We start from the raw sequence: 18,759 nt of genomic DNA, 5'->3' as shown, positions 1-18,759 counted from the left end.
TTGTTTTTTATCGGCACCCGTTTGTTTTTTCATCATTCATTTGTTTTTCCCGAAAATTCAAACAAATGCCGACGGACACATATCCCAAATTGCGCAAACATCGCATTTCGGTTTTTTCGCGTCGCAAACGCGGCGCCCGTGGAAAATCAATGTGAGCGACAAATCGTCGTAATCTTTTTTGTCTGCCAGCTTCATCAAATCCTGTTCGATTTTGTCGGGATCATCCTGTTCAGTGAAGCCGATTTTGTTGGACAGGCGCTTGACATGCGTGTCAACGGCGATTCCGTCGTTGATTCCGAATCCTCTGGACAAAACAATGTTCGCAGTTTTTCGGCCGACGCCGGGAAGTTTCGTCAGCTCTTCCATTGTGTCGGGAACCTGGCCGCCGTAATTGTTTAAAATCATATTGGCGCTGCCGATGATGTGTTTTGTTTTGGAATTGTAAAAGCCGGTGGAGTAAATGTCTTTTCCGAATTCGGCGGGATCGGCATTCGCGTAATCTTCAATTGTTTTGTACTTTTTAAACAGTACTTTCGTGACCGTGTTGACCTGGCGGTCGGTACACTGCGCCGAAAGAATTGTTGCCGCCAGCACTTCAAACGGTGTTTCAAAGTTTAATTCGACATCGGGCTTCGGATAAAGCTGCTGCAGAATTTCCCAGACCGCGCTGAAATTCTGGCGGTTGTCGGGCTTTCCGGAAATCGGAAACTTCGGAAGATCCGAAAGCGGCACGGGTTTGATTGTGCGCTTGACTGACGGCATTTCCGTAACGGTTTGGCGCGGCGTTTTGTTATCGGGTTTTTTTGTTGATTTTTTGAAAGCTTCGGGGTTGGATTCTGCTGTTGACTTGGCTGTCGGTTTTGCAGTTGATTTTGCTGCCGGTTCGTTTTTTGCAGATTTCGTTTTTGTTTCTTTTTTTGCGGTTGCCATATAATCACCCGTTTCATGATTTTTGAATTTTTAAATGAATGTTTAAAGTTAACTTTTGAAGATGAAACTTATATTTTAAATAATTAAAGACCTTTTGAATCTTCATGCTTAAAATTACGTTTCTCGGAACGGGCGGCGCGCTGCCGTCAAAGGAGAGAAATCCGGCCGCAATCATGGTCAACAGAGACGGCGAGCTTTTGCTTTTTGACTGCGGCGAAGGCGCTCAGCAGCAGATGATGCGCGGCAAAACGGGTCTCGTCAAAATCAGCGCGATTTTTTTGTCTCACTATCACGGCGATCACATTTTGGGTCTTCCCGGCCTTCTTCAGACAATGGGATTTTTCGACCGCGAAGAAAAGCTTGAAATTTACGGCCCCGCCGGTCTTTTTGAAGTGATGGAAGCGTTTGAAAAACTCGGAACGCACAGACTTCAGTACCCGATAATCCCGAAAATCCTGTCTCCGGGAGATGTTGTTCAGCGTGACGGCTACACAGTCAAAGCCGTCCGCGCCGACCACGACCGCCCCGCGCTCGGCTTCGTTTTGGAAGAAGAAATCCGGCCCGGCCGTTTCAACCGCGAAAAAGCAGTCGAACTCGGCGTCGAGCCCGGCCCGAATTTTGCCAAACTCCACCGCGGCGAAAACATCACGCTCCCGACCGGAACAATCGTTTATTCCAAAGACGTTGTCGGCCCCGACCGCCCCGGCCGCAAGATTTCGTACAGCGGCGACACCCGCGAAACCGACGTTTTCTTCTACGAATCCGAAGGCGCCGATCTCGTCATCCACGAAGCGACATTTACGTCCGACATGGCCGACCGCGCAAACGAATACGGTCATTCCACCGCCAAAGGCGCCGCCGGAATGGCCAAAAAATACAACATCCGAAAATTGGTGCTGACGCACATCAGCCCGCGGCTGACGGACGAAGAGGAAAGCATTTACGAAGACGCGGCAGCGGAGTTTGAAAACGTTGTTGTGGCCGAAGATTTAATGGAAATTGAGGTTCCGCTTCGGGACGAATAATTTTTCTTTTTTTGTTTTGTTTGTTTGTTTTGTTTGTTTTTATAAACGAAACACATCTTTCAGCGCTCAAAAAACAAGCCAAGATTTTTGAATACGATTTTAAAAACCGGACCGTTCGCGCGCGGCAGCGCCTGCCGAAGCAGGCCGGCAAGTCGGCAACTGTATTAACGGAATCGGTAAGGTAGCCGTGCAAACGGAATCGGTAAGGTAGCCGTACAAACGGAATCGGTAAGGTAATCTGTGCCCACGCTCGCGTAGCGAGCGGATGTGATAAAAATGAGATGATACATATGGAAACGCTGTCTGCCTTGCACTTGGTCTGCCTTGCACTTGGCCTGCCTTACGTTTGATCGGCATTGTTTTCAAATCAAAGGGTCGTATCTAAAAATAATTTAAAACCGTTTTTTGATTTAATTGAAGTCTATTGGATTTATCTTCAATCTTCCTAATGCTTGCTTCGCTCACAAAATTCAGATTGGAGGGGCGGTTCTTGGGTTTTTCAATTATTTGTATTCCAAACCGAAACATCGTTTTCTTCAAAAGTTAAAGAAAAACGAACCCCGTTTTCTATTTCTTTATTTCATGGAAGAGGGGGTTCGGGTTTGAAAAGTTATCAAAAATGATGTTTCATTTTTTGTTTTTTTCTCTGTTTTCTTTTGTTTTTTTGTTTTGTTTTTTTGTTTTTCCCCCTTTTGCCTTCATTTGTTTTTTATACTTCCTTTCCGTTTTAAAATACGATTTTTATGACAACACCCGCTGACCGACCCTATATTTTCATTAATTCCGCAATGTCTGCCGACGGCAAGCTTTCAACGTTTGAACGAAAACAAGTCAAAATTTCGGGAAAAGCGGATTTCGAGCGCGTGGACGAACTGCGCGCCGGAACGGACGCCATCATGGTCGGCATCGGAACGGTTTTGGCTGACGATCCGAGCCTGACCGTCAAATCCGAACAGCGCCGACAGGCGCGCATTGCCGCCGGAAAAGAAGAGAATCCGGTCAGAATTATTGTCGACAGCAATGCAAGAACACCGCTTGACGCGGATATTTTCAAAAAGGGAAAAGGAAAAAAAATAATTGTCGTTTCAAAATCGGCGCCTTCAGACAAAATTTCGGCGCTTTCGGAAATGCCGGAGACAAAAATTATTGTCGCCGACTCGGCCAATTCGGGACATGTAAATCTTGAAGAAATGGCCGTACAGCTCAAAAACGAAGGAATTTCCCGCCTGATGGTCGAAGGCGGCGCAACGCTCAATTACGGGCTGATTTCGGCAGGAATTGCAGATGAAATTAGAATCTTTGTCGGAAACCTGATTATCGGCGGAAAAACCGCCCCGACTTTTGCCGACGGCGACGGTTTTTCAGAAGAAAATCTCAAAAAGCTGACGCTTGAGTCCGCCGAACAGATTGAAGACGGCATTCTGCTGACATGGAAAGTCGGCAATGAGTGAAAAACAAAACAAGATAAAAAAAGTAATAAAAACGAAAAAAAAGAAAATAAAACGGCAAATAAAAAGCAAACAAACAAAAGCAAAATAAAAAAACAAAACAGAAGAAAGAAAATAAAAAACAAAACAGAAGAGAGAAAATAAAAAAGAGAAAAACCTGTTTAACGGCTTTCTTCGTAAATTTTCATTAATTCAACCAAGCATGCTGCTGCCGCTTCAACGCCGCCTTTTGTCTGAGACATTGTGATGAGCGGGAGTTCAACCGGAATGTCAGCCAAATATTCTTTGGATGACATCTGTGTGTTAATGCCTGCCGGGAATCCGAGAACGAGATAAGGCAGACTGCCGCGTTCGGCCATCCGGCAAACGCTGAGAAGCGCAGAATCATCTTTTCCGATAATCACAATTGATTTTTGAATATCCTCTTTCAAAATCATGAAACCGGCCATAGATTTGGAAACATTGTATTTTTTGGCGAATTCTTCCGCTTTCGGATGTTCGGCGGCGCAGATAATCTCAGGCACTCTTATAATGGTTTTTTTCACCGGTTTATCCGAATCAAACCCGCCGCGGGGTTTGTCAATCAAAGCCTTTTCATTTTCATCCAGAATCCTCGAAAGAATCGCGGCGCGCATCAGCGGCGTGTCCGTATAAATCACGGAATCATTTTTGAAAGCTTTCAATGCTGCGGCAACCGGATGTGTTTTAAAAATCAAAAACCGTTTGTAGTCAATATCGCCGGAAACTTCCGTGCAGCTTTTCCGGATTCGGTTTTCATTAAAATCATCATGAATTTCTTCAAATTCCTCCGGCTCTTTCTCCTTTTTCGAAGCCGATGCCGGAACATATTGAAGCTGATCATAAATTTCACTGATGCTGATTTCTATTGAATTCGGATCTTCGCCGGACATTGAATTGATACCTCTGATTCGTTTTATATGATGTTATGGTACGATGATTCTGTAATTGATTCTGTAATTGATTCTGTAATTGATTGTGTGGTGATACGATGATTGTATGATGACTTCTGAATTCATGTATGAAAACTATGAATTCATGTATGAGAGCTATGAATTCATGTATGAAAAATTATGAATTCATTCTATTTTTCATTTATTTCATAATTCGCGGTTTTATCTGACGCTTATTTTCAGCTTTGAGACAATCGAAAAGTTATGAATTTCACCTTATTAAAAGTATCTTAAGAACACTTTATTGAACAGAAAACAAATATAAATAACCGTATGATGAGGCATAATCTGAAAAAATAAAATTAAAAACGGAAAACTCAAAAATTTGAAAACCCGGATGCCGATTTTTGTTAACTTATTTTTTGAGTTTATTATTTTTTGAATTTATTGTTTTTTGATTTTGTTGTTTTTAGATTTTGTTGTTTTTGAATTATAATTGATGAAAACTGACTTTGAAAACGATAACGAATAATAGAGTTAAATGAGTCGGATTTTTTCCAAAAAAACAAAAAAACGCCGATTGTTTTTGTTTTAAGAGAGCAGAGAGGATATTTGAAAAACTTGGATTTTATATATAGAATATTGTCAGAATATAGAATATGGAGAGAAAATATAAATAGTGCCGACAGGTAGTCGAATTTGTACACAATCAAAAAAATAATCCGCAAAAAATAATTTCAAAATTCAAAATTATTCCGCCCAATGATCCGGGATAATATTTTTTGCAAAACTCTAACGGAGTTCAATATTAAATGAAAACATTCAAAATTAAAAATAAAAACCACGCAAAGATTTCAACAACTCAAATAACCGCATTATTGGCGATTCTGCTGCTTACATTTTTTGGAGCAGGATGTCTCGGGCAAAATACCGATGACGGAACTATCGCCGTCAGCGGATCCACATCTGTTTTACCGTTGGCACAAACCCTTTCTGAAAACTATATGAGAGAAAACACAGACGTCATTATCAGTGTCAAAGGCGGCGGTTCCGGAACGGGAATTGCCGAATTAATCGACGGCAGCAACAATATCGCAATGTCTTCCAGAGAAATCAAAGACAGCGAAATTTCAAACGCCGGCGCAAAAGGAATCAATCCCGTTGAACATGAAATCGCAAAAGACGGAATCGCCGTCATAATTCACCCGTCAAACCCTGTTCCGGCTCTTACTTTAGACCAGCTCCAAAAAATTTACAGCGGAGAAATCAAAAACTGGAAAGAGGTCGGCGGCGAAGACGCTGAAATTGCAGCGATTGCCAGAGATTCTTCCTCGGGAACACAGGAATTCTTTAAAGAAGCAGTCATGGGCGAAATATCTTTCAGAAACGATTTAATCACACAATCCGCAACCGGCGCTGTGACGCAGGAAGTTTCCCAAAACCCGAAAGCCGTCGGATTTATCGGCGCCGCTTATCAAAACAATGCCGTCAAAACCGTCGGAATAGAATCCGGCGGAACAACCGTAACGCCGACGGAAGAAAACATCCTGAACGGAAAATATCCCCTGTCCCGCTCACTTTATCTTTACACCGACAAAAATACAAAAACTGCCGCATCCGAATTCATAGAATACATTCTGAGCGCGGACGGTCAAAAAGTTGTCAGTGAAATGGGATACGCGCCCCTTAAAAAAGCATGAATCATCTCGATATGAATTTCAAAATGTGAACTTCATCGAATTCAATTGGATTCTAATATGAATTTCAGCAGAGTCAATATGAACATCGGCAGATCCAATATGAACTTTGGCAGATGAATTTCAACAGAATTTCAAAAAAATTAACGGGAAAAATATGATTCAGCACAGCTTTCGAGATTTCAGAGAGAAATCTATGAAATCTCTTTTTTTAATCGGCGGAATCGGAACACTTCTGGTTCTGCTTTTGATTTGTTTATTTTTGTTTTCGGAAAGCTTTGTTTTTTTCAAAACATACGGCTTTTTTGACTTCATCACCGGAACCGAATGGAAGCCGGGCGCAAACCCGGAAATTTTCGGACTTTTGCCTCTTTTGGCCGGAACGCTCATTGTCACGGCCGGAGCAATTATTCTGGCCGTTCCGATCGGCATCCTCAGCGCGATTTACATTGCCGAGCTGGCCGGGCCGAAAACGGCTGACATTTTAAAATCCGCCGTTGAACTGCTGGCCGGAATTCCGTCTGTCGTTTTGGGTTTTTGCGGCATGGTTCTGCTGGTTCCCCGCATCCAAGAATTTTTTGATTTGACAACCGGTCAAACCGCTTTGGCGGGATCAGTCATTTTAGCAGTCATGGCCCTTCCGACAATTATTTCCGTCTCTGAAGATGCAATTTCTGCGGTTCCCGCCGCCTTGAAACAGGGGTCGCTGGCACTCGGTTCAAACCATTGGCAGACCATCCGCAAAGTAACCGTTCCCGCCGCATTTTCCGGGATTACGGCGGCGGTCATCCTCGGAATTGGAAGAGCTGTCGGCGAAACAATGGCCGTGATGATGGTCACCGGAAATATGGCAATTATCCCCGGCTCAGATCTTTTCTTGTCTTCGGTTCGAACAATTACCGCAACAATCGCACTCGAAATGGGCGAAGTGGCCAAAGGAACGGAACATTATTATGCGCTGTTTACAATCGGCGCCGTTCTTTTTCTCATAACAGTCGGAATCAATCGAATTGCAGAAGCCGTTAAAAAGAAACATAATCAGGGGATTTGAAATGAAAAATAGTAACGCAAAAATAGATGCCGGGATGAAAAACAAAGAAAAAACAGCTTTCAGAAAAAGACAGGATTTTCTTCAAAAAATTGCATTCCTTCTGATGAGATTATCAGTTGCTGCCGTTCTTTTGATTTTGTTTGTCGTTGCCGGAGACATTTTCATAAACGGATATTCGGCAATTTCTGCGGATTTTCTGACGCAGATGCCGACCAATCAGATGACGGAAGGCGGAATTCTGCCCTGCATTGTCGGAACAATCGAACTGGTTGTTTTATCGCTTCTTGTTGCGGTTCCTTTCGGCGTCATTGCGGCAATTTATTTAACAGAATACGCATCCGACGGAAAAATAAAACAAGCTGTCGAACAGGCGGTTAATAACTTGGCCGGAACGCCGTCCATCATTTTCGGTTTGTTCGGAATGGCTTTGTTCGTCAAATACATCGGCCTCCCGATGTCTCTCTTAACGGCATCTCTGACGATGGGACTGCTGATTATGCCGGTCATTATCCGGACAACTCAGGAAGCATTAACGGCGGTCCCGAAAGAATACAGGGAAGCATCATACGCTTTGGGCGCTGCAAAATGGGAAACCATTCGTTCCGTTGTTCTTCCGTCGGCATATTCGGGAATGATGACCGGAATTATTATCAGTATCGGAAGAGCAGCAGGAGAGACGGCGCCGATTCTTTTTACAGGTGCCGTTTACTACTATCCGAGACCGCCTGATTCTGTTTTCTCCCCGTTCATGGCACTTTCCTACCACTTGTATGTTATGGCAACGGAAAGCATGAATATTGAACTGACACGGTCGCTTCAATACGGAACAGCATTGATTTTGCTGATAATTGTTTTTTCAATGAATTTAATTGCCGTCGGCATTCGGAAACATTACAAAAAGAAATCTGCCAAACCGAATTAAAATCAAAATAAAAATCAAACAAAATCAAACAAAATCAAACAAAATCAACTAAAAATCAAAATAAAAACCAACTTAAAACCAATTTAAAAACCAATCTAAAAACCAATCTAAAAACCAATTTAAAAACCAATCTAAAAACCAATCTAAAAACCAATTTAAAAATCAAATTAAAAAAAGTTAATAACCGCAGGAAAAAAGAAAATGAATGCAGCAGAATCAAAAAACAGGTTTTCTTTTGAAGACACACTGAAATTTGAAAACGCAGTCGGATTCGAAAACAAATATTCATACGAACAGGATGTTGTTTTTGAGGCAAATTCTTCCGGAAAAAAAGCAATTGAAGTCGAAAATTTGAATTTATGGTACGGCAGCAATCAGGCTTTAAAAAAGATATCGTTGGACATTCCGAAAAATAAAATATTCTCATTTATCGGTCCGTCGGGGTGCGGAAAATCAACATTTTTGAGGACATTGAACCGAATGAATGATATGATCCCGACCTGCAGAATTGAAGGAAAAGTGCACATTGACAGCGAAAATATTTACGGCAAAGAAATTGACGTTACAGATTTGAGAAAACGTGTCGGCATGGTTTTTCAAAAAGCAAATCCGTTCCCGATGTCAATTTACGAAAATGTTGCTTACGGCCCGAAAATTCACGGTGTTTCAAAAAAAGAAATTCCGAAAATCGTGGAAGAATCGCTTCAAAGCGCCGCCTTATGGGATGAAGTCAAAGACCGTCTGAAAGATCCGGCATTTTCTTTAAGCGGCGGCCAGCAGCAGCGTCTCTGTATCGCAAGAACACTGGCGGTGAAGCCTGAGATCATTCTCTTTGACGAACCCTGCAGCGCACTGGATCCGATTTCAACCGGAAAAATTGAAGAACTGATGACGGAATTGAAAAAAGAATATACAATTATTATTGTCACGCACAATATGCAGCAGGCAGCCCGCATTTCAGATTGTACGGCCTTTTTCCTTTCCGGAGAGTTAATTGAATCCGGAGAAACGGTTCAGATATTTGAAAATCCGAGAGATAAAAAAACAGAAGGATACATTACAGGGCGGTTCGGCTGATGCTTCAATTAAGATTCAGAGCTTAAAGAAATAAAAAAGAAATAAATAAAGAAATAAAAATGAAATAAATAAAGAAATAAAAATGAAATAAATAAAGAAATAAAAACGAAATAAATAAAAAACAAAATAAAAAAGAAAATACAGAAAACGAAATTATTCGTTTTCGACATTTTCGCTTCTGACCACCAAAACGGGCTGCTTGGCGTTGCGGATGACTTTTTCGGAAACACTTCCGAGAATCAGTCTTTCAAATGCTTTTTTGCCGGTGGCGCCGACGACAATCAAATCGGCATTGACCTGATTGGCGTATTGAACGAGTTCCTGGGCGGCCGCGCCCGAGAGGCTGGCGGTTTCAAAATTGACATTTTCGGCGGCAGCTCTTTCACGAACGAATTCAAATGCCGCTTCCGATTCCAATTTGATGTTTTCGGCAACCATTTCCCATTCGACGCTGGTCGGCGTAATATTGGAAACATCGGATACATAAACTGCGTGCAATTTGGCGTCGGTCAGTTTGGCCAAGCCGACGGCCATGTTAATGGCTTTTTTCGCATATTCCGTTCCGTCTGTTCCGACAATAATTGTATTGTAAAGATTTCCTGTCATACATCGGCACCTCATTTTAAATTTTTATGTATCCAATTTTAAAAGAATTGTCATATCCGTCATCAGAACAAAGGATCGCGGACAATAATAAAACGAACGCATTTAATATAAAACTGATTCTAAAAAATAGATTAAACCGGAACTCAAACAATTCCCAAAATATCGGCTGTGTCAGCACGTCTGATAAATCCGGCCAGCGGGTCTTTCACATGTTTCAGATTCAGAGATTTTGAATTCAAAACCATCATGTCCGCCTTTTTGCCGACCTCAATTGACCCCGTGAACCGGCATCCCAAAGCATTTGCGCCGTTAACCGTTGCCATTTTAAAAAGCGCCGAATCCGTAATGCCGTAGATTTTAGACAAAAAATGAAGTTCTTCAAACACGTCCGGGGAATTGAGCATGATATTATCCGTTCCGATGCTGACGGAAATGCCGGCATCCAGCATATCTAAAACCGGCGGCAGCCCGACGCCCGTGACCAAATTCGACCGGAGACAAACCGTAATCGGAATGTTTGCATCCGCTGCCTTTTTCAAATCATTTTTTTCGGCGTGCGTCATGTGAATCAGCAGATCCGGATCCAAAGAAAGCGCCGAGTCGATGTCGCTTCGGTCCTTTTCGCCGGCGTGAATCGCCAGCTTCTTTCGTTTGGACTGCGTCTTGGAAGCGATTTTTGCCAAAACATATTCGTCCATATCATTTGCGCCGCTGACGCCGATGCCGTCGGCAAGCTCCAAAAGATCTCTCAGCTCATCCAAAAACATATGAGACGACATGATATCGGAAGAATTCGGAATTCTCGGCGCCGACAATAAAGGACGCCCGAAAATAATCGGATGAATATCCCGAGCAGCGTTTTTGGACGCTTCAATCAAAGCCGAAACACCCGCAACGCCGCCTTCGCGGAAGTCGGCAAAAACAGAAATGCCATTCTGATACATGTTCCAAATGGCCGATTCCATGGAATCGACAGACTCTTCTGTGCTGAGGTCGGACAAAAACCGGTGTTTCAGCCCGTTCGGCGGGCGGACCAAAGAATCCAAATCCCGCCGATACGCGTAGGGCGAAATTTCCGACCCGAGCGGCGGATCTTTGAGCAGCGTGTCTCCGATATGCGTGTGCGCATTGACGAAGCGCGGCACAATCCAATTGTGAGATTTCATTTGAGAGCCGCGAAGCTCTTCGATTTCACAGATAATTCCGTTTTGGATGTAAACATTGCCGTAAATTAAATCAGGCCCGTCGCATGCGAAAATAAGTCCCGAAACAACGCGGTCGTAGTCGCCGGCGTAATCGCCGTAGCCGTCAGCATCAGTTGATTTCGGAAAAGCTGTTCCGCTCCGCCTTTCCTTTTCGGTCTGCTCGACAATTTCAAGAAGCCTGATAAAATCGGAATCATCAAAACCGGACATGTGTCACCTGCGAGTCGTATAAAATTTTAAAATGTCAATGCATCCCGTTAAAAAACAGATTTGTTCAAAAAATCAAATGAATTCATCATTCAGCCAAATAATCGTAATAATCATAGAAATTAATCGTAATAATTGTAATAATCATAGAAATTAATCGTAATAATCATAGTAATCATAGAAATGAATCATAATAATCACAGAAACAAAATCAAAACGTCAAACAAATTATTTATCCTTTGCCCGTCTTTTTGAGCTGTCGCATTGTATAGGTCCCGGCATGAGAATCCGGATAACTCGGTCTGTGATTGTTCGGACAACCCCAATGCGGTACAAAAACCCGTGCAGAAATGCCCTTTGCGAGGGAAACCGAAGATGATTGAGGATTACCGGAAGAGATGATTCTTGGGTGTTAGTAAAGGGCGACAGCACATTGCTTTTTTAGGAAAATTCAGAAATTTGACTTTTTCATGATTTTGTTTGTGATACCTGCCGCTTTTATTTGACTTTTCATGATTTTGTTTGCGGTACTTGTCACTATTTTATGGTTTCTTGGGTCTGTTTTTATTGCCGCTTCGGCTTGCGGGAAGAGATGTGTGCTCCCTGCGGCAAGGAATGCGTTTCCATTTGCATCTGCTTCTTTTTAGAACAGCCGTTCGCTGCCGCGAACGGGGGCACAGATTACCTTACCGTTTCTGTTTGGCACAGATTACCTTACCGTTTCTGTTTGGCACAGATTACCTTACCGTTTCTGTTTGGCACAGATTACCTTACCGTTTCCGTTTGCACAGATTACCGGATCGATTCCGTCAATACAGTTGCCGCCTGCAGACCTGTTTCTGCTGCCGGCCGCCGCGCGCGCAGCAGCATCAATTTCCGAAAATCAATCAAAAAACGAACCCGAATTTTTGAAAAATGAAAAATGGATGACGAGAGACTTGGAAAAATAACCCGAATAAATACTTTTGTTTTTTGAAAAAATCAAATCATTTATGTTTTTAAAAATTCTTCCGAAATAATGAGGTGAAATTTTGAGAAGAAAAAACCGGAAACAAGACAGAAAACAAGACAGAGAACAAAACATGAAGCAAAATATGAAGCAAAACATGAAGCAAAATATGAAACAAAACAAACAAAATCGAAAACAAAATCGACATAAAAGCAGAATCTACACGCCGATTCTGATTTTGATTTCAGCAATCTTTATTTTAGGAATGCTGAGCCCGGCCTGCGCCGGCTCGGATCAGAAAACAAGTTTGGTAATCAGCGATTCTGTTTCGCCGATGAGGCTGGAAGTAGATGCCGGCAGCACCGCGGCGGAAACAGAAACAAAAACGGTGACGCTGACAAATACGGGTGAAACCGAAAACACATACATTTTTTACATCGAAAGCGGCGGCTCGGATAAGTCAAATGCGGAATTTGAATTATCCGAAACGAAAGCAACGGTTTTGCCGGGAGAAACATACAGTCTGGAAATTTCAATACCCGTTTCAAAAATCAAAAATTCGGCGGATGAAAGCAAATTAAAAATCATCCGGAATCCCGATACGCAAACGCCTGTCGGATATATCATTCCGATCGAAATAAGCGGAACAGAAAACAAAAATGAGAATGAAACGGGAAGTAAAACGGAAAATAAAACGGGAAGCAAAACAGGAAGCAAATCCGGCAGTTTAATCTCCGGAGAAACAGAAACCGGAAAAACAGACACGGAAGAGAACAAAAACAGCAATTTAAACCAAACGGGCTCAAAAAATACCGTGCCTGAAACAGAAAATCATCCGGAGAATGAAACTGTTTTGGAAAAATCCGAAGAAAAGAAAATGACGGAAAAAATTATTTTTATTTCGTTAATCGCTCTTTTATTGCTGTTTACAGCAGCAGGAATTCAAATTCAGAAAAGAAAAAAGAAAGAAACCTGAAAAAGAGAAACTCAAAAAGAAAACAGTAGAACAGTAAAGAGAAAACAGTAGAAACAGTAAAGAGAAAACAGTAGAAACAATAAAAAGCAAAGAGAAAAGGAAATCAAAAAAGAAAGAAACTTAAAGAAGTCAAAAGAAACTTAAAGAAGTCAAAAGAAACTTAAAAAATCAAAAAGGAAACAGTTAAAAAAATACAAAAGGAAACAGTTAAAAAAATACAAAAATAAAAAGAATAAGGAAAGGATGAATCCTTTCACTTTTTCTTTGTTTTATCTTTCATTTTCGCCAGGAAGTTTTTGGCATCGGATTTGGCATCCGCCACCATATCGTTTTGGCGCCGGAACTGCGACATATCCGGACGCGGCGGTGCCGAGCCGGGCGACTCTTTTTCATGCTTGTCATATTCTTCGTGAAGACGCTTTAATTCTTTAATTTCCGTGACGCGGCGATAAATCACTTCGCCCAGGAAAATCAGAAGCGCAATCAGCAGCAAATAAACATTGAAACTGACGGCTTCGCGCGTTTTGTAAGTTGCGGTGTCGCCGTTGTTTTGAATGTAAAGCGCTTTGGCCTGACTGACCGTGTAAACGTTGCCGCCGGTTGATTCAACCAGCCGGCGCAAATCCGGATAAGCACCGATGTCGCGGTATTCGACCGGATAATTCACGGTAACCGGATAGCCGGAAATATTGTAAGTGCCGGTTTTGTTAAAGACAAGTTCCGTGACATAAACCCCTTCGGACTCCATTGTCAGAAGCAGCTTTTTGCCGTCCAGCATCAGCACGGGAACGCCCTCGTCATACATATTCACACGAAGCGTCACCGGAAGACCGACATACGTGTCCGGACAATCAATCACCAAACCGCTTTCCTTATTCGGATCGGCCATGACCCAATTCGTCGTTGCCGAAATCACCTTAGATCCCGGCGACGCGTACAGTTCGGGCGCCCAATAATTGCCGCGGCCGAGACCGTTGTCCGTCGTCAGAGAAGCCACGCGGCCGAGACCGTAGCGCCAAACCGTTAAGATCGGCGATCCGTCGCCCGCAATAATCAGCTTATCCGACCCGGCTTTCGGCGTGACGCCGTTGTAGCCGCTGATATTTGTTTCCGAAAGATTCAATCCCTGAACAATAAAGTGCTTCGGATTGGAAATGTAAAGATTCGATTCCGTCACATTTTCATTGGGATTTTCCACTTCGCCGAACATCTGGGAGAAATTCGGATAAATCGGAAGACCCTTGTTGGATTCGACATAAACGCCGTCGCCTTTATAATTTCTCATCAGGGATTTCGCATAAATGTTGCCGCGCGAATCATTAAACTGGCTCGGGCGTCTTGACCCGTTCGTGTAAAGATTCATGAAAAGCATGGATGCGCCGTATTTATCCGCCTGGTTGGCGGCGCGGAGCAGTTCATTGTAAGTTCTCTGGTTCAGCAGATTGCCGTCGGAAATAATGATGATCAGCGGCTGTCCTGAACGGTTTTCCATGATCGGAATGGCCCGATCGAACGTGTGAACCAAATCTGTTTGACCGTCACCGGTTTTCAGATCCTCTATCTCTTTTTTAAGAGCTTCCGATTCCCGCGGATTGCCGACAAAATAAAAATCGCCGGTATCATTACGGGATTGGTCGCCGATTGTGAAATAAGTAATATTCGCCTCTTTGAAATAATCGCTTTCAATGATATTTACGGCGGATTTTTTGATATTGGAAAGAATGGTTTCATTGTTGGAACCCCAGGAACTGGCGCTGTCCGAAACGTCTAAGAACAGATAAACATCCTGAATGCCTTCCCAATCGGACGGAACAGAAACGACCGGCAGCAATTTTTCAAACGACGAATTCACGTAAGAATGACCGGCCGGATAATCGTAAGCCATTTTGCCGCCGACAACCATCAGACCGCCGCCTTCGGAAACATATTCTTTCAAATAAGCCACATCTTCTTCGGTCATATTGCCGATATACATGTTGTCGATCACAACTGTTTTTGTGACAGCCAAAGCGCCCCCGAGATTGTTTCCGAAATCCGACAGGCTTTCAACAACCGTGACATTGTAAAGCGTTCCGACAACCTGCGCCAAAGAAGCATCCTTTTCGGAAGTCACGATGATGACGTTCGGCTTTTCAATCGCGTAAATGGATTTCGTATAAACATTGTTAATCGGATCCGTGTCGGCCGATGAATTCAAAGTCACCTGCAGCTCATGCGCGCCGAGAGACATGAAACGCGTCTGGAAGTAAGTGGTTTTCTCCTGTTCGCCTTCTTCCATTGTCACGGTTTCTCTGAAAACGGTGTTGTTGTTCTGCGTCACCACATACGAATACGTGACAGAGCCGGTTCCCGCCTGGCGGACCGTGACGCCGAATTCCTGCGTGTTGCTGTAAATCACGGATTTGTCACCCGTCAGCTCAACGCTCAAATCATTCTTTTCCATTGTCGGAACGACGGCCGAGACGGTGGTGCCGGTCTGAACGGCAATGTCAATGCCTTCTTCCAGCGTTTTGCCGTAGTTGCTGTTGCCGTCGGTTACCAAAATGATCTGATTGCGCCCGTCGGCGTATTGAATGATTTTTTCGCCGAGCGCCGTGTAATTGCCGGCCAGCGTATCATATTTGATCTGGAACTTGTCCGAGAAATAATCATAAAGTTCCTGAGCGCCGCCGGAGGAGAAATAACTCATACTGGCCGTGTTGTCGGCCACCAAAACCATATCCGGATTCGTGTCGGTCCGCGTGACCGTCATAAACGAAATCGGATTGGCCAGCGCAATGATTAAAAGAACGGAAATCACGGCGCGTGAGCTGATAAGAAGTTTTTGTTTTCTCCCGACCGCTTTTTTAAAGAAATAAAATGCAATCAAAACGGCGGGAATCAATAAAATCAATACCAAAGGCATGTCAAAATGAACCATTAAATATCCCCCCGTTTTCTGAGCAAATAAAGCTCGAGAATGATGAATATCGCCGCCAGTATCACAAAGATATAGAACAGGTTGTTCTTGATTTCATACAGCTCGGGCAGATCGCCGCCGCCGCCGGCATTTTCAAGACCGCTGATCTGCGGCGTCAGCGTGTTCGATTCTTTGTCATTGTACATGTTAACGGCAATCTTTTTTGAACCGACCGTGTAAACGCCGACCGTGTCAAACAAAATGCGGTTGGTCGTCACTGTCCCGTCGGGCGTGCTGATTTCCGTATTCGATGAAAGCGACAGAATTGTGCCGGCTTTCACATTGTATTCCGAAATGTCGCCGATGCCTGCAAAGTAATCGGCAATGCGGATCCAGAAGACCGGGAATGCGGGGAAACTGGCAAAGTTGTTCCACGCATCTTCGCCGGAATGATCGTCCAAACCGAAGTAGAAAACCGTTCCGTTTCCGTACGGTCCGTACGCGATAATCGGGACGCCTTCCATCGTCATCACCGGATAAGCCGTCGCCGTCAAATTACGCGTTTCCGCATTCAGATACGTGCGCATGTAAACGCTGTTTAATTCAAGACCGCTTGTAAAGTCGCTGCCGACCGCGTAAATCGGTGTTCCCGCCTGTGTTGAAACGGTTTCGCTGATTCGGACCGGAAGCATTTTTGACAGATTAACGGTCTGATTGGCGGACTCCAAATAGGTTCCGGCAACAAAAACCAAATTGCCGCCGCTTGAAACATAGCTGTTCAGCGCGTCGACTTCAGTGCCCGTCAGCACATGATCACCCATATTCACGACAACAAAACTGTAATTCGACGAGATGTTTTCGGGAACATCGCCGACGCTTGTAACGGAAAGTTCGGGAATGAGCGAAAGCGCAATCTGAGACGGCAGTGTTTTTGAAGTGCCGACATCCGAGATGTAAAGAACGCTTGCGGACTGCGTTCCCGGAATGGAAATATAAGCGTAATTGTCCGAATCCAGGGCGTCGTTTGTTGCCAGGCGGATTTCGGTTGTTCCGCGGCTGACGTTTTTGAACACAAAGGTTTCAACGTCGTCTCCGGGAACGGTGACGGTCAGCGGGCTGTAAACGAGCCTGGAGCCGTTCGGAAGCGTTGTCGTCACGTTTGCGTAAACGGATTTGACGCCCGTGTCATAATTGCGGACCATGAAATGATAATTGTAAGTGCCGTTGGCTTTTTCCAAATAGCCGTTGATGATTGCCAAATTGTTGCTCGTCGGCGTGCCGTACGGAACAAAATGAACGTTTAAACCGCTGCCGAGAAGGTTCTTGGCTTCCAGCGGGTTCAGGCCGTCCCACGAAGTAAAGTCGGAAAGAACGTAAACGGAACCGCCTTTGGCGGAAAGAATGTAGCCGGCCGATGACATGGCGGACCCGATGTCGGCGGTCACGCCTTTGGGCGACAGGCCCTGAATGGCCCGCTCGGCTTCGGACGCGCTGACATTTTCGGCAACAATAATCGGAATGGATTCTGCCAGGATGACGGTGTTGACTCGGCTGAGGTAGCGGACAGCGTCGCGCTGCGCCGTTTCGAAGCGGTCTCCGACTTCCATACTGGCGGAACCGTCAATGATGATGACGGTGCTTTCGTCGCTGTGCGTATCATAGGTCAGAATGTACGGACCGGCCGCGGCAAGCGTCAGCAGAATCAAAACGAAAAGCTGAACGATGAAAAGCGGATCTTTAACGATTTTCGTAATGGACGAATAAATTTTTTCGCGGGACTCTTCCACTTTCACAAGGAACATGACAGACGGCATGCTCACTTTGAAAGGTTTTGGAAGAAGCATATACAGAATAATCAGCGGGATAATCGATAAAAGACCGAGAAGCGCCAGCGGAAAGATAAAGGGAAGCGAGGCGAGTGAATCAGCGATTGCCATTTTTATGCACCTCTGTCAATAATCTGCAAGAATGAATCAAACACAGGCGCGTCTGTCGAGAAAGAATAAAATTTCGCGCCGTTCTTTTTGCAAACTTTGTCGATTGCCGCGTTATGATTGTCCAGCTCTTTGAAATAATTGTCTCTGAATGAGTCGCTCAAATAGGTTTTCATCTCGTCGCCGGTTTCCATGTCAAAGAATCTGGAATCGCCTTTAATCGGCAGATTTTTTTCAAACGGATCTAAGATTTGAATCAGAATGAGATCGTTGCCCGACAGGCGGTGAACGGAGGCTTCGATATGTTTGATGTCTTCCATGAAGTCGGAAATAATTACGACGAGAGAACGGGATTTGATCAGCTTTTCATATTTGTGCGTGCAAAGATCCAAATCGGTCGTTCCTTCCAGCTCGCGGTCGGCCAGGCGGTCCGTCAGTTCCAGCAGGTACCTCATGCCGCGTTTCGGGGCGTTGATATCGATATTGTCGTTAAAAGTTGAAATGGCGAACTTGTCGTTCTTGCGGGAAACGGTATAAGCGATTCCGAGCGCCATCATTGCAGCGTATTCGTATTTTGTCGTGTTTTGGTCGGGGAAATCCATACTTTTACTGGCGTCGACCAGGATGTGCGCTGTCAGTGTTTTCTCTTCTTCAAACTGTCTGACATAAAGTTTTTCGGTTCTGGAATAGGCTTTCCAGTCAATATCTTTCATTTCGTCGCCGGGATAGTATTCGCGGTATCCGACCGTATCAATGCCTTTTCCGATACGTGTTGACGGACGGTTTCCGGCGTAAACGGTGGAGACGCGTTTTCGAATCGCCATGTTGTAGCGGTCCAGCTGTCTGAGAAACTCAATATTGAGATTATGTTTTGTTTCAGCCATGTTTCTTCAGCGTAGATTAAATTGTTACCTCATCCATA

General features: G+C 44.1%; 16 protein-coding genes. 8 read left to right on the top strand and 8 right to left on the bottom strand.

The window, feature by feature from the left end:
- Positions 1–57: 57 nt before the first annotated feature.
- Positions 58–930, bottom strand: coding sequence for an endonuclease III (nth, locus tag MmiAt1_RS00300; RefSeq protein WP_318784919.1), 873 nt, complete (start codon positions 928–930; stop codon positions 58–60).
- 104 nt (positions 931–1,034) lie between these two features.
- Here nth and rnz point away from each other — a divergent pair, with 104 nt between their 5' ends.
- Positions 1,035–1,955 carry a ribonuclease Z gene (gene rnz, locus MmiAt1_RS00295; protein WP_318784918.1) on the top strand — a complete coding sequence of 307 codons (921 nt, stop codon included), beginning with the start codon at positions 1,035–1,037 and terminating at the stop codon, positions 1,953–1,955.
- A 99-nt stretch (positions 1,956–2,054) separates the two neighbouring features.
- On the opposite strand, the gene MmiAt1_RS00290 is transcribed toward rnz, so the two are convergent.
- Positions 2,055–2,312, bottom strand: coding sequence for a hypothetical protein (locus MmiAt1_RS00290; protein ID WP_318784917.1), 258 nt, complete (start codon positions 2,310–2,312; stop codon positions 2,055–2,057).
- 386 nt (positions 2,313–2,698) lie between these two features.
- On the opposite strand from MmiAt1_RS00290, the gene MmiAt1_RS00285 reads away from it, so the two are divergent.
- On the top strand, positions 2,699–3,406 hold the full coding sequence (locus tag MmiAt1_RS00285; RefSeq protein WP_318784916.1) for a 2,5-diamino-6-(ribosylamino)-4(3H)-pyrimidinone 5'-phosphate reductase: 708 nt from the start codon (positions 2,699–2,701) through the stop codon (positions 3,404–3,406).
- Positions 3,407–3,564: 158 nt separating this feature from the next.
- Here MmiAt1_RS00285 and MmiAt1_RS00280 read toward each other — a convergent pair whose 3' ends face one another.
- On the bottom strand, positions 3,565–4,314 hold the full coding sequence (locus MmiAt1_RS00280) for a precorrin-8X methylmutase (RefSeq protein WP_318784915.1): 750 nt from the start codon (positions 4,312–4,314) through the stop codon (positions 3,565–3,567).
- 812 nt (positions 4,315–5,126) lie between these two features.
- On the opposite strand from MmiAt1_RS00280, the gene MmiAt1_RS00275 reads away from it, so the two are divergent.
- From MmiAt1_RS00275 to pstB, 4 genes are all read left to right on the top strand, one after another.
- Positions 5,127–6,014: a PstS family phosphate ABC transporter substrate-binding protein gene (locus MmiAt1_RS00275; protein WP_318784914.1), complete on the top strand. Its 888-nt coding sequence runs from the start codon at positions 5,127–5,129 to the stop codon at positions 6,012–6,014.
- 193 nt (positions 6,015–6,207) lie between these two features.
- Complete coding sequence (pstC, locus tag MmiAt1_RS00270) at positions 6,208–7,062, top strand: phosphate ABC transporter permease subunit PstC (protein ID WP_318784913.1); 855 nt, start codon at positions 6,208–6,210, stop codon at positions 7,060–7,062.
- 1 nt (position 7,063) lies between these two features.
- Positions 7,064–7,984 carry a phosphate ABC transporter permease PstA gene (gene pstA, locus MmiAt1_RS00265; RefSeq protein WP_318784912.1) on the top strand — a complete coding sequence of 307 codons (921 nt, stop codon included), beginning with the start codon at positions 7,064–7,066 and terminating at the stop codon, positions 7,982–7,984.
- Between the two features lie 201 nt (positions 7,985–8,185).
- Entirely contained in the window at positions 8,186–9,061 is an 876-nt protein-coding gene (pstB, locus tag MmiAt1_RS00260; protein WP_318784911.1) for a phosphate ABC transporter ATP-binding protein PstB, read from the top strand.
- Positions 9,062–9,214: 153 nt separating this feature from the next.
- Here the strand turns inward: pstB and MmiAt1_RS00255 are convergent, their stop codons facing one another.
- Together MmiAt1_RS00255 and MmiAt1_RS00250 are read right to left on the bottom strand one after the other, a co-directional pair.
- On the bottom strand, positions 9,215–9,667 hold the full coding sequence (locus MmiAt1_RS00255) for a universal stress protein (protein ID WP_318784910.1): 453 nt from the start codon (positions 9,665–9,667) through the stop codon (positions 9,215–9,217).
- 143 nt (positions 9,668–9,810) lie between these two features.
- Positions 9,811–11,082, bottom strand: coding sequence for an amidohydrolase family protein (locus MmiAt1_RS00250; protein WP_318784909.1), 1,272 nt, complete (start codon positions 11,080–11,082; stop codon positions 9,811–9,813).
- Between the two features lie 541 nt (positions 11,083–11,623).
- Here MmiAt1_RS00250 and MmiAt1_RS00245 point away from each other — a divergent pair.
- Together MmiAt1_RS00245 and MmiAt1_RS00240 are read left to right on the top strand one after the other, a co-directional pair.
- A complete protein-coding gene (locus MmiAt1_RS00245) occupies positions 11,624–11,998 on the top strand; it encodes a hypothetical protein (RefSeq protein ID WP_318784908.1) in 375 nt (124 codons plus the stop codon).
- Between the two features lie 268 nt (positions 11,999–12,266).
- Positions 12,267–13,004, top strand: a complete 738-nt coding sequence (locus MmiAt1_RS00240) for a fimbrial biogenesis chaperone (protein WP_318784907.1) — start codon at positions 12,267–12,269, stop codon at positions 13,002–13,004.
- 253 nt (positions 13,005–13,257) lie between these two features.
- Here the strand turns inward: MmiAt1_RS00240 and MmiAt1_RS00235 are convergent, their stop codons facing one another.
- Genes MmiAt1_RS00235 through MmiAt1_RS00225 form a run of 3 tightly spaced genes read right to left on the bottom strand, consistent with a single transcriptional unit; the run spans position 13,258 to position 18,721 of the window.
- Positions 13,258–15,924, bottom strand: coding sequence for a hypothetical protein (locus MmiAt1_RS00235; protein ID WP_318784906.1), 2,667 nt, complete (start codon positions 15,922–15,924; stop codon positions 13,258–13,260).
- A complete protein-coding gene (locus tag MmiAt1_RS00230) occupies positions 15,924–17,840 on the bottom strand; it encodes a BatA and WFA domain-containing protein (protein WP_318784905.1) in 1,917 nt (638 codons plus the stop codon). The genes MmiAt1_RS00235 and MmiAt1_RS00230 overlap by 1 nt, the downstream gene beginning before the upstream one ends.
- 2 nt (positions 17,841–17,842) lie before the next feature.
- Positions 17,843–18,721 (bottom strand): DUF58 domain-containing protein, encoded by an 879-nt coding sequence (locus MmiAt1_RS00225; protein WP_318784904.1) that lies wholly within the window; start codon positions 18,719–18,721, stop codon positions 17,843–17,845.
- Positions 18,722–18,759 lie beyond the last annotated feature (38 nt).

The sequence above is a fragment of the Methanimicrococcus hacksteinii genome (genome assembly GCF_032714515.1).
Classification (GTDB): domain Archaea; phylum Halobacteriota; class Methanosarcinia; order Methanosarcinales; family Methanosarcinaceae; genus Methanimicrococcus; species Methanimicrococcus hacksteinii.
Note: the sequence above shows the minus strand (reverse complement) of the source record. Positions and strands in the feature narration are given on the sequence as shown.